The following is a 13,388-nucleotide window of genomic DNA, read 5'->3' as shown; positions in this document are numbered from 1 at the left end:
GTGCAGCCCTTTCGTCCCACGCCGCTGTCACGTGCTCCGCTCAGAGTCCGGCAGCTCAGGAGGGGCTGTCACGGATTCCGGCTGGCGCGCTTGGGACATGTCGCAACGGCGCCACCCCTGTTCGCAACCGGACGGCCCTGGTGCGGGCGCTCGTACGGGCGCGGTTAACCTTTGGCCGTTCCGCCTGCTCAGGGCGGACCGGGGAGGGCACATCGTGGGTACGGGCAGACGGCGTGGAAGACCGCTGGCGATCGCGGCACTGGTACTGACCCTGCTGGGTCTAGCGGCGGTCGTCGGAAGCGTGGGAGTGACACGCACCAGGTACAACACCGCGGAAATGGCGGGCGCTTCGATGGAGCCGACCTACCACGCGGGTTCGCGGGTCTTCGCCGAGAAGAGCGACGGCAGTGGGATCGAGCGGGGCGACCTCATCCTCTCGGAGCCCCTGAAGGGCGAGGGCGGGCTGACACTGAAGCGGGTGGTGGGCGTGGGCGGGGACCATGTCGTCTGCTGCGTCGAAGGAAAGGTAACCGTCAACAGCCGCGTTCTGGACGAGCCTTACGTGAAGGGTGGGGAAACGTCCGGAACCGGTGAGAAGTACGACGTGACCGTCGAGCCGGGCCGGCTCTTCCTGCTGGGCGACAACCGGAACAACTCGATGGATTCCCGGTTCTACCTGGCGGACCACGAAGGCACGATCCCGGTCTCCGCCGTGCGGTACCGCGTGCTCGACGACAAGACGCCCCTCATCGCCTGGATCGGCATCGCCGCAGTGGGCGCGCTGGCCGTGCTCGCGGGCCTGGCCCTGGGAGTGGCCTGGCTGATCGTCCGCCGGACTCCACCGCGCGGCCCGGCCCTGCCGCCGCCGCATGTGGGCGCGTTCCACGGGCAGAGCGTCTAGGGTCTGTCCGGCCGGCGGATCAGCCCTCGCCCCTCGCCACCGCGGCGAACCGCAGCGCCACCTCGTGCCAGACCTTCACCGCCGCCGGTTCGTCGCGCTCGGCTGCCCGGGCCAGTTCCGTCCGGTCCGCGCCGTACTTCTCCAGCCGCTCGGTGCTCCACCCGCTGATCCGCTCCGCGGCCGCCTCCGGGTGGAACTGCACGCCCCAGGCGCGCGCGCCGAGCCGGAACGCCTGGTACGGGCAGTGCTCACTGCGGGCCAGCCAGCTCGCGCCCGGCGGCAGTTCGGTGATCGCGTCCACATGGTTCTCGATGGCCGTCGGGTGCGCGGGCAGCCCGCGGAACAGCGGGTCGTCCGCCGCCTCCGCGCGCAGCGTCAGCCGGGTGCTGCCGAACTCGGGCGTGCCGTGCTCGCCCCGTACCGTCCCGCCCGCGACCTGGGCCAGCATCTGGCCGCCCAGGCAGATCCCGAACACCGGCACCCCGGTGTTCAGGGCCTCGCGGACCAGGGCCCTGGTCGGCGCGAGCCACGGCGCGCGGGCGTCGTCGTCGGGGAGATAGGCCCCGCCGAGCACGATCAGCGCCCGGTGGGCCAGCTTCTGCGGCAGCGGCGCACCGTCGTACGCCGGTACGACGGACAGATCGAGACCGCCTTCGGCCAGCCAGCGCTCCCAGCGTCCCGGGCCGCCCGCAGGCCCGTGCTGTACGACGAGCGCCGATGCCGAAGCCATGACTGTTCCTGCCTCTCCGAGCGGCCCACCCGCGGGCCGGTTCACCTGCCACCCTCTCAGGCCCGGGGGCCCGGCCCGACGGCCGGGCCGGGGAGCGGCCTCAGCGCGTCAGCAGGGGCAGCGCCGTGCACGTACCCGTCACAGCGCCGCCGACGGCGACGACGGTGAGCGCCACGCAGCGGCCCTTGAGCTGCTGGTAGCGCGCCGTGTACTCGTCCCGCAGCTCCTCGCTGCGCTCCCGGATCCGGACGAGCACGGCCCGGGACACCCGCAGCCGGTCGGCCGTGTAGACCTGTTCCACCTCCTCACGCTGCGCCGTGGTGAGCCAGGGCAACTGCTCGGCGAAGAGCGCCGCCTGGCTGCGGGCCTCGTGGACCTCGGTGTTCCACAGGAGATAGCCCTCCAGCTGCGCCAGCCCCCGTGCACTGTCCTTGTCCAGCTCCACGCGCTCTCGCCTCCTACTCCTGCTTGTCGCCCGGCGCCACGATGGCCGAGGTCTGTGGGCGGGTGGCCATCTCGTCGATGACGGAGATCTCCGGGTGGTGCAGGTCGAACGCCGGCGACTCGGAGCGGATACGGGGGAGTGTGACGAAGTTGTGCCGCGGCGGCGGGCACGATGTCGCCCATTCGAGCGAGCGCCCGTACCCCCATGGGTCGTCGACCTCGACCTTCTTGCCGTACTTCGCCGTCTTCCAGACGTTGTAGAAGAACGGCAGCATCGACAGACCCAGCACGAACGAGCTGATGGACGAGATGGTGTTGAGCGTGGTGAAGCCGTCCGCCGCCAGGTAGTCGGCGTAGCGCCGCGGCATGCCTTCGGCGCCCAGCCAATGCTGGATGAGGAAGGTGCCGTGGAAGCCGATGAACAGCGTCCAGAAGGTGATTTTGCCGAGCCGTTCGTCGAGCATCTTGCCGGTGAACTTCGGCCACCAGAAGTGGAATCCGGCGAACATCGCGAAGACCACGGTGCCGAAGACGACGTAGTGGAAGTGCGCGACGACGAAGTACGAGTCGGAGACGTGGAAGTCGAGGGGCGGCGAGGCCAGGATGACCCCGGTCAGACCGCCGAAGAGGAAGGTGACCAGGAAGCCGATCGTCCAGAGCATCGGTGTCTCGAAGGACAGGGACCCCTTCCAGATCGTGCCGATCCAGTTGAAGAACTTCACCCCGGTCGGTACCGCGATGAGGAACGTCATGAAGGAGAAGAACGGCAGCAGCACACCGCCGGTGACGTACATGTGGTGCGCCCACACCGTCACGGACAGGCCGGCGATGGAGATCGTCGCGGCGACCAGACCGATGTAGCCGAACATCGGCTTACGGCTGAAGACCGGCAGGATTTCGGAGGCGATGCCGAAGAACGGGAGGGCGATGATGTAGACCTCCGGGTGGCCGAAGAACCAGAAGAGGTGCTGCCACAGCAGTGCCCCGCCGTTCGCCGGGTCGAAGACGTGCGCCCCGAATTTCCGGTCGGCCTCCAGCGCGAAGAGCGAGGCGGCGAGCACGGGGAAGGCGAACAGCACCAGCAGCGCGGTGAGCAGCACGTTCCAGGTGAAGATCGGCATCCGGAACATCGTCATGCCGGGCGCGCGCATGCAGATGATCGTGGTGATGAAGTTGACGGAACCGAGGATCGTGCCGAATCCGGAGAAGGCAAGCCCCATGATCCACAAGTCACCGCCGATACCCGGCGAATGGACCGCGTCGGTCAGCGGTGAATAGGCGAACCAGCCGAAGTCGGCCGCCCCGTCGGGGGTGAGGAAAGCGCCCACGGCGATGGTCGAGCCGAACAGGTAGAGCCAGTAGGCGAACATGTTCAGCCGCGGGAACGCGACGTCGGGCGCGCCGATCTGCAGCGGCATGATCCAGTTGGTGAAACCGGCGAACAGCGGTGTGGCGAACATCAGCAGCATGACCGTGCCGTGCATGGTGAAGGCCTGGTTGTACTGCTCGTTCGAGACGATCTGGGTGCCGGGACGGGCGAGTTCGGCGCGCATGACGAGCGCCATGATGCCACCGAGAATGAAAAACACGAACGATGTGATGAGATACATCGAGCCGATCGTCTTATGATCGGTCGCGGTCGTCCAAGTGACCACGATCGTGCCGATTTTTCGGCGCTTTCCCGGTCGCTTGTTCTGATAAGAATTCCCGGTCCCGGCCGGTCCTGCCGTACCTGTGGTGGTCAATTGCGACGCTCCTCCGGTCGATTGTTTTTAACGACTCGGCAAGAGCATGGCGGTGCATTCGGCGGCGCGGTGCGACCTCGTTGTTTCCCGGCGCGTCGCTGCCGTGCCGGGCGGGTGCGCGCGGTGGCGCGCCGTCAAGCGTGCGGTGTGCGCGGAGTGTTGACAGCCCCGTAATTTGTAAGTATCACTTACAAATACCTTGATGCGTACGCGTCGAGCGTAGCGCTCCGGATGCGCGTCCCCACACACCGCCGGACCGAAGGTGTCAACCGTGAACCTACCGATAGTACGAAGTCTCCGCCCCCGTGTCGTCCTCGCGTTGTGCGTGGCCGCCGCGCTGATCTGGGCCGCCGTGGGCAATCTGCCCCGGGCCGCCGCGGGGAGTCTGCCCCGGCCGGCCGCCGCCGCCGCGCAGCCCGGCGTCAAGGGCAAGGTGTACGCCGGGTACCAGGGCTGGTTCGCCGCCCCGGGCGACGGATCCCCGGTCAACAACTGGACCCACTGGGCGGGCAGCAAACCGTCACCCGGCAACCAGACCTTCGAGCTGTACCCCGACGTGTCGGCGTACCCCGCCAGTGCCAAGTTCCAGACCGGCTACGCCAACCTGGGCAACGGACAGCCGGCGCAGCTCTTCTCCTCGTACCCCACGGCCGTCGTCGACCAGCACTTCAAGTGGATGCAGCAGTACGGCATCGACGGCGCCGCCCTCCAGCGCTTCGGAAGTGACATCGCCACCGTCGGCTCGGCGCGCTACAAGCAGCGCAACGACATCACACTCAAGGCCCGCGACGCCGCGCAGAAGTACGGCAGGGGCTTCTACGTCGAGTACGACATCAGCGGACTGACCGACGCCAATCTCCAGCAGACGATCCAGGCCGACTGGACGGACACCGTCACCAACTCGATGCACCTGACCGACTCCTCCGCCTACGCGCACGAGGGCGGCAAGCCGGTCGTCGAGCTGTGGGGCCTCGGTGTGTCCAACCGGGCCGGCACGGCCCAGCAGAGCGTCGACCTGGTCAACTGGTTCAAGAGCAAGGGCGTGTACGTCATCGGCGGTGTGCCGCGCGGCTGGCGCACCGACAGCAACGCCAAGCCCGGCTTCGCCCCCGTCTACCGCGCGCTGAACATGGTCTCGCCGTGGAACACCGGCTCGGCCTCGGTCGACAACGCGCTCTTCGCCGCCGACCAGGCCCAGTTGAAGGCGAACGGCCAGGACTACCAGCCGGTCGTCTTCCCCGGCTTCGCGTGGTCCAACTGGAAGCCCGGCAACCCCCGCAACCAGATCCCCCGCAAGGCGGGCGACTTCATGTGGCAGCAGGCCGTGGGCGTCACCAGGTCCGGCACCACATCGGCGTTCATCGCGATGTTCGACGAGTACGACGAGGCCACCGCCATCGCGCCGGCCGCCGAGGACGCTTCGATGATCCCGACGAACCAGTACTTCCTCACCCTCGACGCCGACGGCAAGCACGTCTCGTCCGACTTCTACCTGCGGCTCGCCGGCGCGGCGACGAAGATGATCACCGGACAGACCCCGATCAGCGAGACAGTGCCGATCCCGCTCACCTAGGTCGTGTCCGCAAAGTGGCGTCCGGCTCGCCCCGAGGGCGGACGACGACACTTTGCGGACACTTCCCAGGGCCTGATCCGAACGACAGGCCCGGGATCCGTCAGCTCCGCGGTCCGGTCCGGCCCTCGGCAGGCGCGCTCACCGCGGCCCGGGGGCCGGGCAGGCTGCCGCCGTCCTGGACGGGGGATGCGGCGGCCGGAGGGCGGCCGCCGCGCAGCAGCGCGCGCACCCGGAGCCAGAACCGGTCCGGGACGAACACCGCGTCAGCGACGATCATCGCGCCGGAGAACAGCGGCAGCCCGAGGAGCAGCGCGATACCCAGATGCATCCCCAACAGCATCACCAGCACCGGGTACTTGAGCCTGCCGAACAGCACGAACGGGAAGGCCACCTGCAACAGGACGGTCAGGTAGCCGGCCACCGCCATGAACACCGCGTGACCGTCGACGAGATGGGACAGGGCGGGCCACGGCCGGAACAGCTCCAGGTTCATGACGTAGTGCAGCGCGGTTCCGTCGCCCCACTTGCCGCCCTGGACCTTGTAGAGGCCGGCTGAGCCGTACAGGAAACAGACCTGGGCGGCGATGACGAACATCCCGCAGTTGTGGACCGCCGTGACCAGCGTCCGCCGGGCTTCACCGAGCCGCGAACGCGCGGCGTCGTACACCGGCCGCCGCTCCCGCAGCGCGTCCAGGGACCAGCGGCGCCCGCACCCGGTGAGCGTGAGGTACAGCGCCATCAGCAGGATCAGATTGTCGCCGCCGTCCGTCATGAAGATCGCCCGCGCGTGGAACGAGGCCACCACGACGGCGAACAGCACGGACGTCACCCGGGTCCGCCAGCCCACCAGGAACAGCGCGCAGACGACGAGCGCCAGGGCGTAACAGCACTCGAAATAGGCCCGGTTGTCGGACAGCGTCAGCACACTGGCCCAGCCGGTCTGGCCGAAGAGCTGCCGCGCCATGGTGGGCGTCCAGGGTGAGTCAGGACCCCAGATCTCGTCACGGTGCGGGAACTCGCGCAGCAGGAAGGCGAGATAGAGGAATCCGTACCCGATACGCAGCACGGACGCGGCGTACAGCGACACCGGCCGCTCGGTCAGCAGGCCGTAGAGCCGTGCGGCCCGGTCGCGTACGGCGGGCAGCGCGCGGGGGGTGCGCTCAGTCGTTGTCATGGGAGATCACCGTCCACCAGGGCAGATAACGGGTGTCGGCGGCGGACGGCGCCTTGGCTGCCGTGCGAGGTGTGCCGGTCGAGCCCGGCGGTGCGATCTGCTCCGTGACGACGCGGAGCTGGACGGACTCGAAAGAGCCGTGCCGGTGGGCGGCGACCCGGTCGGTCGCGATGTCACGCAGATACTCCTGCAGCAGCACGGCACGTTCCGAGTGCGGCACGTCGTCCCCGCCGTGCGATTCGAGGTACGACGACCAGGCCCTGCGCAGCATGTTCTGCGACGTGTGGCTGGGAAACACACTGTGCCGCACCGCTTCGTCGTCCACGGCGGACAGGTCGAACCAGCCGCTCACCGTGACGGCCCCGGCCGCGTCGGTGTGCGCGGTGCGGGCCGAGATCCGCTGGTTCACGGACTCGGGATCGGGTGCGAAAAGCTTCCAGTTCTGTTCGAACAAGGGATAGACCCACGCGTTGACCTGCCGGCTGAACTGCCGTGAGACGGCGTTGGCCGGGGCCACGTGCAGAAACACCAGGAACACATGGACCAGCGCCGCCGCAGCGCACAGCAGGACGGCGGCCCCGAGCCCCGCCGACGGTCGACGCGACGGTGGCGGCGGCTCTGTGTCCGGCCGGCTCTGTTCAGTTACATCCGTTGGTTCCGTGCCGACCAGCACAGCTCCACCCGGCCTTTCTTGCCTTGGGACGGCGGCGCGTGGCGGAATCGGCCTCGATTCCGCCACGCGCCGGTCGCTGTCCGGGTTACTCAGTGCTTGTCGGGCTGGTCGCCGTAGCCCTCGTGCTGGCCGGGCTGCTCGCCGTACGGGGCGGGCTTGTGCGGCTTGCCGTGGCCGTGGCCCGGCGGCTTGCCGTGCCCGTGCCCATGGCCGTGTCCGTGACCATGTCCGTGACCGCCGCCGGTGGTTCCGCCGGTGATGGTGCTGCCCGTCGTGCCGCCGGTGACGGTGGCGCCGGTGGTGCCGCCCGTCACGACTCCGCCGAGTACGCCGCCGAGCACACCGCCGGTGCCGCCACCCGTCGTCACGCCGCCGAGTACGCCGCCGAGCACGCCCCCGAGGACGCCCGTCGTCGTACCGCCGGTGGTCGTACCGGTGGTCGTACCGGTCGTCGTACCGGTGGTGGTACCCGTGGTCGTACCGGTGGTGGTGCCGGTCGTCGTGCCGCCCGTGGTGGTGGAGCAGGTCGACCTGGTGATCCTGTTGGTGTCCAGCGACACCGAGCCGTTACGGGCCAGCGCCCGGCCGTCGATGCTGGCTCCCGTGGTCACACTGATCGAGGTGAGGGCCAGGATGTTGCCGACGAACGTGGAGTTGGTGCCCAGCGTGGCCGAACTGCCGATCTCCCAGAACACGTTGCACGGCTGTGCGCCGTTGACCAGCAGCACCCGGCTCGCGGAGGCCGTCGTCAGTCCCGAACCGACCTGGAAGACCCACACGGCGTTGGGGTCGCCCTGGGCGTCCAGTGTGAGGGTGCCGGTGAGGCCCAGTGTCGAGGAGGCCGTGTACACACCGGGGACCAGGGTCAGGCCGCCCGCGTCCGGCGGCAGCGCCGCGTCGGTTGCCTGCCCCGCCGCGTCGTTGAACGCCGTCACCAGGTCGGACTTGGCCTGCAGGGCCACCGCGTCCGCCGAGTGCTGCGCACCGTTCACGATGCCGGGCGGGAACCCGCTGATGGCCGTGCCCGGGCTCACCCCGAGGTCTCCGGTGAGAACGGACGGTCCTGTGTTGGTGACCGATTCACCGGCCAGTACGGCGAAGCTGGCCGTCGTGCCCAGCGGCACGGGAGTTGCGATCGCGTTCGCCTGAGTGGAGGTCGTCGCGACCACGGCGGCGGCGACAAGCGGCGCGACAATTACGGCTGTCCAGCGCGACATCCGGTGTCTTTGCGGCGCACGCAGAAAATTCGGCGTCATCGAGGGCCCAGATCCTGTCACAGTCGATGTTCTTGTTGAGGACGGCACGGGGTCGGGGCGCCGCCACATCTGTCGCCGGAATATTAAGCCCGGAATCGACTCGGATATTCGACGCATCCGAGTGAATTGAAAAGAATTCCGGGCCCGGATCGCCATAGATATGACAACGATACAAAGGTAATTCGGTTGAATCACTCCGGCGGGCCACTCCGATGGCCGATGGCCTTCACCCGCCGTCGCTCGTTGGCCCGGTGTGATCAATATTGCTGGGAAGGTGACCACACGATGAGCAAGCACAAGAAGGGCCGCAAGCACCGCACCGTCAACCGGACGCCCCGTCCGGTCGGCCCCGCCGCAGGCCGGCGCGCCGCGACGCCGACGGCCAAGGGCCTGATCCCGCCCCCGGCCCATACGGCGACAAGTGAGCCGCAGGGGCCGGGGGAGCCGGCCGCGCAGGAGGAGCCGGCGGGACCCGTGTTCTACAACAGCGCGCGCAACGGAGGTCTCGGGCTCCACGCGGCGAAGACCTGGCGGGAGTTGAACACGGCCGGCGCGTCAGGGGTGAGCGTCGACGAGCTGTCCGCGGCCGCCGGCTACCAGGCGCCGACCATCACCAAGCATCTGAAGGGCCTGGCCCGTTACGGGCTGGCCGAGCAGAACGGTGACCGGTGGCAGCCGACCGGCAGGAGCCAGTGGGAGGCGGCCGCCCAGCACGGCCTGCCGGTACGGGCGGGCGACGAGGCCCTCGTCGGCGGCTGAACGCGCCAGGGGCGTGCGGCGACGGTCAGTTGTCCGTCATGTCCGGTTCGTCGCCGACCGCGGTGTCCGAGGCGCCCGGGTCCGCGCCGTCCGGGGCGCCGATCGTCGCGCCGGTGGCGGCCAGCGCCGCGGTGACCGGCTGGAAGAACGTCTCGCCGCCGCTGGTGCAGTCGCCGCTGCCGCCCGAGGTGAGGCCGACGGCGGCGTCGGCGGCGAACAGGGCGCCGCCGCTGTCGCCCGGCTCGGCGCAGACATCGGTCTGGATCAGACCGTTGACTATGTCGCCGTTGCCGTAGTTGACCGTGGCGTCCAGGCCGGTCACCGTACCTTCGTGCACCCCGGTGGTGCTGCCGGAGCGGGTCACCTGAAGTCCCACGCTCGCGTCCACGGCCCGGGTGATCTCCTGCGTACCGGCGTCCCCCAGGTCGACGGCGCTGGGCGGCTGGGTGGCCGCGTCGTCGTACGTCACGAGCGAGAAGTCGGCGACGGGGAACGTCGACACGGCGACGGTGCCCAGCTGTTGGGTGCCGTTCTGGTCGGCGAACCAGGTGTCCGCCTCGTTCCCGCAGTGCCCGGCGGTGAGGAAGGCGGGCGCGCCCGCGACATCGACGTTGAAGCCGAGGGAGCAGCGGACGGCGCCGCCGAATATCGCGTCGCCCCCGCTCACCCCGCCGACGGCCTGCCCGCTCTGGTCCTGGCCCCCCTGGTCCTGACCGCCTTGGTCCTGGCCGCCCGTACCCTGGGCGTCCGAGCCCTGCCCTGCCATGCCCTGTCCGCCGCGGTGGTGACCGTCGAAGGGCCGGAACACGCCGGCGCTCCGCTTCATGGTCACCAGACCGCCGAGATCGTCGACGGCCCTGTTCAGCGTCGCCATCCGGTCACCCGTGACGGTGCTGTCCGCGAGTACGGAGACCGTGTTGGTCCTCGGGTCGACGGACCACGCGGTGCCCGGCACCGAAGCGGTGGCCTTGAGGGTCTGCGCCGCGTTCTTGAGCGCGGCGGTGCTGTTGGGCACGATCCGCGCGACCCCGCCGCCCGCCTCGACGCTCCGGGCGCCCCGCGCGTCGAGGACGTTGACGACCAGCTGCTTGGCGTCGGCGCTGTAGTACCAGCCCGCAGCGCCGTTCCCGAGGGTCGCGGTGAGCGCGGTACCCAGCCGGGCCGCGGCGTCCGGCGTGAGCACGCGGCTCTCCGTGCGCCGGTCACCTCGCTGTTCGTGTTCGGAGCTCGCGTGAGCGCTCGGCAGCAGGATGGCGGCTCCGGCGATGGCGATCGCGCAGGCCCCGGCGGCGAAACCGGTCCGCTTGTTCACATGTCGGTGGCTCAACTCACGGCCCTCCAGAGAGGGACAGGTCCGTCCTGTCCACCGGGAGGTACGGGCGAGCGGCGCCGGATTCTCAACCGGAGGCCCGCGGATCTTCCTTGCGTGAACCCGGGGGACGGGGGCAGTCGGCGCAGAGAGGAACAATCCGTACACGTCGATGAGGGAGCCGTTTGATGAGCGAGAACATGTGGGGCTACCAGCCGACGACGGGACACACCGCGGGCAACACCCTGACCGGCTACAAGGTCGAGGCGACGGACGGCACCGTCGGCAAGGTCGACAAACACTCCGACGAGGTGGGCTCCGCCTACCTCGTCGTCGACACGGGCGTCTGGATCTTCGGCAAGCATGTGCTGCTGCCGGCCGGCACCGTCAGCCGGGTCGATCCGGAAGAAGAGAAAATCTATGTCGACCGTACGAAGGAGCAGATCAAGGAAGCTCCCGAGTTCGACAAGGAAAAGCATGTGGGGGACGCCGCCTATCACCACCAGGTGGGCGAGCATTACGGCCGTCACCGCCGCGTCTGAAACTCGCGTACGGCCGTCAATGCATTTGCCCGGCGGAGAATCCGTTAATGTTATCGCGTGCAAACATGGACAGGACATTCTCATCCCCTCGGAGCCACCTATGACGGCTCGGGTACCAATTTCGCTTTGTTCTCGGAGACCGCGGAAAAGGTCGAACTCGCGCTGATCAGCGATCAGGGTACGGAGGAGCGCGTCAGGCTCACCGAGGTCGACGGGTTCGTCTGGCACGCGTATCTGCCAGGAGTGGGGCCCGGCCAGCGGTACGGGTACCGGGTGCACGGGCCCCACTCGCCCGCCGACGGGCAGCGCTGCAATCCCGCGAAGCTGCTTCTCGATCCGTACGCCAAGGCGGTCGACGGTCAGGTCGACGGGGACGAGTCACTGTTCGGCTACCGGTTCGGCCGGCCCGACGAGCAGAACACCAAGGACAACCTCGGACACACCATGCTGTCGGTGGTGACCGGCTCGTACTTCGACTGGGGCGACGACCGCCCGCCGAACCGGCCGTACCACGAGACCGTCATCTACGAGGCACACGTCCGGGGTCTCACCGCCACCCACCCCGACCTGCCCGAGGAGATCCGCGGTACGTACGCCGGGATCGGCCACCCCGCGATCATCGCCCACCTGACCCGGCTCGGCATCACCGCGATCGAGCTGATGCCGGTGCACCAGTTCGTCCAGGACGGCACCCTGCGCGAGCGCGGCCTGTCGAACTACTGGGGCTACAACACCATCGGCTTCTTCGCCCCGCACAACGCCTACGCGTCGACCGGCACCCGCGGCCAGCAGGTCGACGAGTTCAAGACCATGGTCAAGGCGCTGCACGCGGCCGGTATCGAGGTCATCCTCGACGTCGTCTACAACCACACGGCGGAGGGCAACGAGCTGGGCCCGACACTGTCCTTCAGGGGCATCGACAACGCCGCGTACTACCGCCTCGTGGACGGCGACCGGGAGCACTACTACGACACCACCGGCACCGGCAACAGCCTCCTGATGCGCCACCCCTCCGTGCTCCAGCTCATCATGGACTCGCTGCGCTACTGGGTGCTGGAGATGCGGGTCGACGGTTTCCGGTTCGACCTGGCGGCCACCCTCGCCCGGCAGTTCCACGAGGTCGACCGGCTCTCGGCCTTCTTCGACCTGGTGCAGCAGGACCCCGTCGTCAGCCGGGTGAAGCTGATCGCCGAGCCCTGGGACATCGGGGACGGCGGCTACCAGGTCGGCAACTTCCCGCCGCTGTGGACCGAGTGGAACGGCAAGTACCGTGACGCCGTACGGGACTTCTGGCGCGGCGAGGAGTCGGCGCTGGCCGAGTTCGGCTCGCGGCTCACCGGTTCGTCCGACCTCTACCAGCACGACAGGCGCCGCCCGCTGGCGAGCATCAACTTCGTCACGGCGCACGACGGCTTCACCCTGCGCGACCTCGTCTCGTACAACGACAAACACAACGAGGCCAACGGTGAGGACGGCAACGACGGGGAGAGCGCCAACCGGTCCTGGAACTGCGGCGCCGAGGGCGAGACCGACGACCCGGACATCCTGGCCCTGCGCGCCAGACAGCAGCGCAATCTGCTGACCACCCTGCTGGTCTCGCAGGGCGTTCCGATGCTCGCCCACGGCGACGAACTCGGCCGCACCCAGCAGGGCAACAACAACGTGTACTGCCAGGACAACGAACTCGCCTGGGTGGACTGGGACCTCGACGCCGGACAGCGCGACCTGCTCGACTTCACCGGGCGGCTGATCCGGCTGCGCAACGACCATCCCGTGCTGCGCCGCCGCCGGTTCTTCCGTGGCGACACCGGCGCCGACGGGCTGCCCGACCTGGTCTGGCTCCGCCCGGACGGCGGCGAGATGCAGGACACCAACTGGCAGCGCGGCGACGCCCGGGCGATCACGGTCTTCCTCAACGGCGACGCCATCAGCGAGCCGGACCCGCGCGGCGACCGGGTGACCGACGACTCGTTCCTGATCCTGCTGAACGGCCACCACGAACCGCTCGACTTCCGACTGCCCGCCGAGCGGTACGGGGTGAGCTGGCGGGTGGCGGTGAACACCGCCGAGGAGAAGGACGCCTCCGGCGAGTCGGAACTCAAGGCGGGCTCCACGGTACGCGCAGAGGCGCGCAGCACGCTGGTGCTGATCCGCGCGGAGGACTGATCCGCACGCCGGTGGCCCGGGGCAACCGCTCGCCCCGGGCCACCGGTTCACGCCGACATCAGGACGGGGTCAGCCCGACGTCAGCAGGTGCGTCCGACGTTCGCCCAGGGGACGCC

General features: G+C 69.0%; 12 protein-coding genes. 5 read left to right on the top strand and 7 right to left on the bottom strand.

Going from position 1 to position 13,388, the window contains the following annotated elements; translation table 11 throughout:
* Positions 1–97 precede the first annotated feature (97 nt).
* The gene (gene lepB, locus OHS57_RS03630; protein WP_328580994.1) at positions 98–901 is read left to right on the top strand and encodes a signal peptidase I; all 804 of its coding nucleotides are present in this window, start codon (positions 98–100) and stop codon (positions 899–901) included.
* Between the two features lie 19 nt (positions 902–920).
* On the opposite strand, the gene OHS57_RS03625 is transcribed toward lepB, so the two are convergent.
* The 3 genes from OHS57_RS03625 to ctaD form a co-directional block, all read right to left on the bottom strand.
* Positions 921–1,631 carry a type 1 glutamine amidotransferase gene (locus OHS57_RS03625; RefSeq protein ID WP_328580993.1) on the bottom strand — a complete coding sequence of 237 codons (711 nt, stop codon included), beginning with the start codon at positions 1,629–1,631 and terminating at the stop codon, positions 921–923.
* Between the two features lie 100 nt (positions 1,632–1,731).
* Positions 1,732–2,076 carry a hypothetical protein gene (locus OHS57_RS03620; protein WP_041998647.1) on the bottom strand — a complete coding sequence of 115 codons (345 nt, stop codon included), beginning with the start codon at positions 2,074–2,076 and terminating at the stop codon, positions 1,732–1,734.
* A 13-nt stretch (positions 2,077–2,089) separates the two neighbouring features.
* Complete coding sequence (ctaD, locus tag OHS57_RS03615) at positions 2,090–3,742, bottom strand: aa3-type cytochrome oxidase subunit I (RefSeq protein WP_443043050.1); 1,653 nt, start codon at positions 3,740–3,742, stop codon at positions 2,090–2,092.
* Between the two features lie 349 nt (positions 3,743–4,091).
* Here ctaD and OHS57_RS03610 point away from each other — a divergent pair, with 349 nt between their 5' ends.
* Entirely contained in the window at positions 4,092–5,393 is a 1,302-nt protein-coding gene (locus OHS57_RS03610) for a glycoside hydrolase family 71/99-like protein (protein WP_328580991.1), read from the top strand.
* A 100-nt stretch (positions 5,394–5,493) separates the two neighbouring features.
* Here OHS57_RS03610 and OHS57_RS03605 read toward each other — a convergent pair whose 3' ends face one another.
* From OHS57_RS03605 to OHS57_RS03595, 3 genes are all read right to left on the bottom strand, one after another.
* On the bottom strand, positions 5,494–6,567 hold the full coding sequence (locus OHS57_RS03605; protein WP_328580990.1) for an HTTM domain-containing protein: 1,074 nt from the start codon (positions 6,565–6,567) through the stop codon (positions 5,494–5,496).
* On the bottom strand, positions 6,554–7,096 hold the full coding sequence (locus OHS57_RS03600; protein WP_328580989.1) for a DUF5819 family protein: 543 nt from the start codon (positions 7,094–7,096) through the stop codon (positions 6,554–6,556). The genes OHS57_RS03605 and OHS57_RS03600 overlap by 14 nt, the downstream gene beginning before the upstream one ends.
* Before the next feature lie 233 nt (positions 7,097–7,329).
* A complete protein-coding gene (locus OHS57_RS03595) occupies positions 7,330–8,457 on the bottom strand; it encodes an ice-binding family protein (protein ID WP_241778836.1) in 1,128 nt (375 codons plus the stop codon).
* 324 nt (positions 8,458–8,781) lie between these two features.
* Here OHS57_RS03595 and OHS57_RS03590 point away from each other — a divergent pair, with 324 nt between their 5' ends.
* Positions 8,782–9,255, top strand: coding sequence for a hypothetical protein (locus OHS57_RS03590; protein ID WP_328580988.1), 474 nt, complete (start codon positions 8,782–8,784; stop codon positions 9,253–9,255).
* Positions 9,256–9,280: 25 nt separating this feature from the next.
* Here OHS57_RS03590 and OHS57_RS03585 read toward each other — a convergent pair whose 3' ends face one another.
* On the bottom strand, positions 9,281–10,567 hold the full coding sequence (locus OHS57_RS03585) for a S1 family peptidase (RefSeq protein WP_328580987.1): 1,287 nt from the start codon (positions 10,565–10,567) through the stop codon (positions 9,281–9,283).
* Positions 10,568–10,752: 185 nt separating this feature from the next.
* Here OHS57_RS03585 and OHS57_RS03580 point away from each other — a divergent pair, with 185 nt between their 5' ends.
* A complete protein-coding gene (locus tag OHS57_RS03580; protein WP_041998659.1) occupies positions 10,753–11,106 on the top strand; it encodes a PRC-barrel domain-containing protein in 354 nt (117 codons plus the stop codon).
* A gap of 57 nt (positions 11,107–11,163) precedes the next feature.
* On the top strand, positions 11,164–13,272 hold the full coding sequence (glgX, locus tag OHS57_RS03575; protein WP_328580986.1) for a glycogen debranching protein GlgX: 2,109 nt from the start codon (positions 11,164–11,166) through the stop codon (positions 13,270–13,272).
* Positions 13,273–13,388 lie beyond the last annotated feature (116 nt).

The sequence above is a fragment of the Streptomyces sp. NBC_00370 genome (genome assembly GCF_036084755.1).
Taxonomy (GTDB): Bacteria; Actinomycetota; Actinomycetes; order Streptomycetales; family Streptomycetaceae; genus Streptomyces.
Note: the sequence above shows the minus strand (reverse complement) of the source record. Positions and strands in the feature narration are given on the sequence as shown.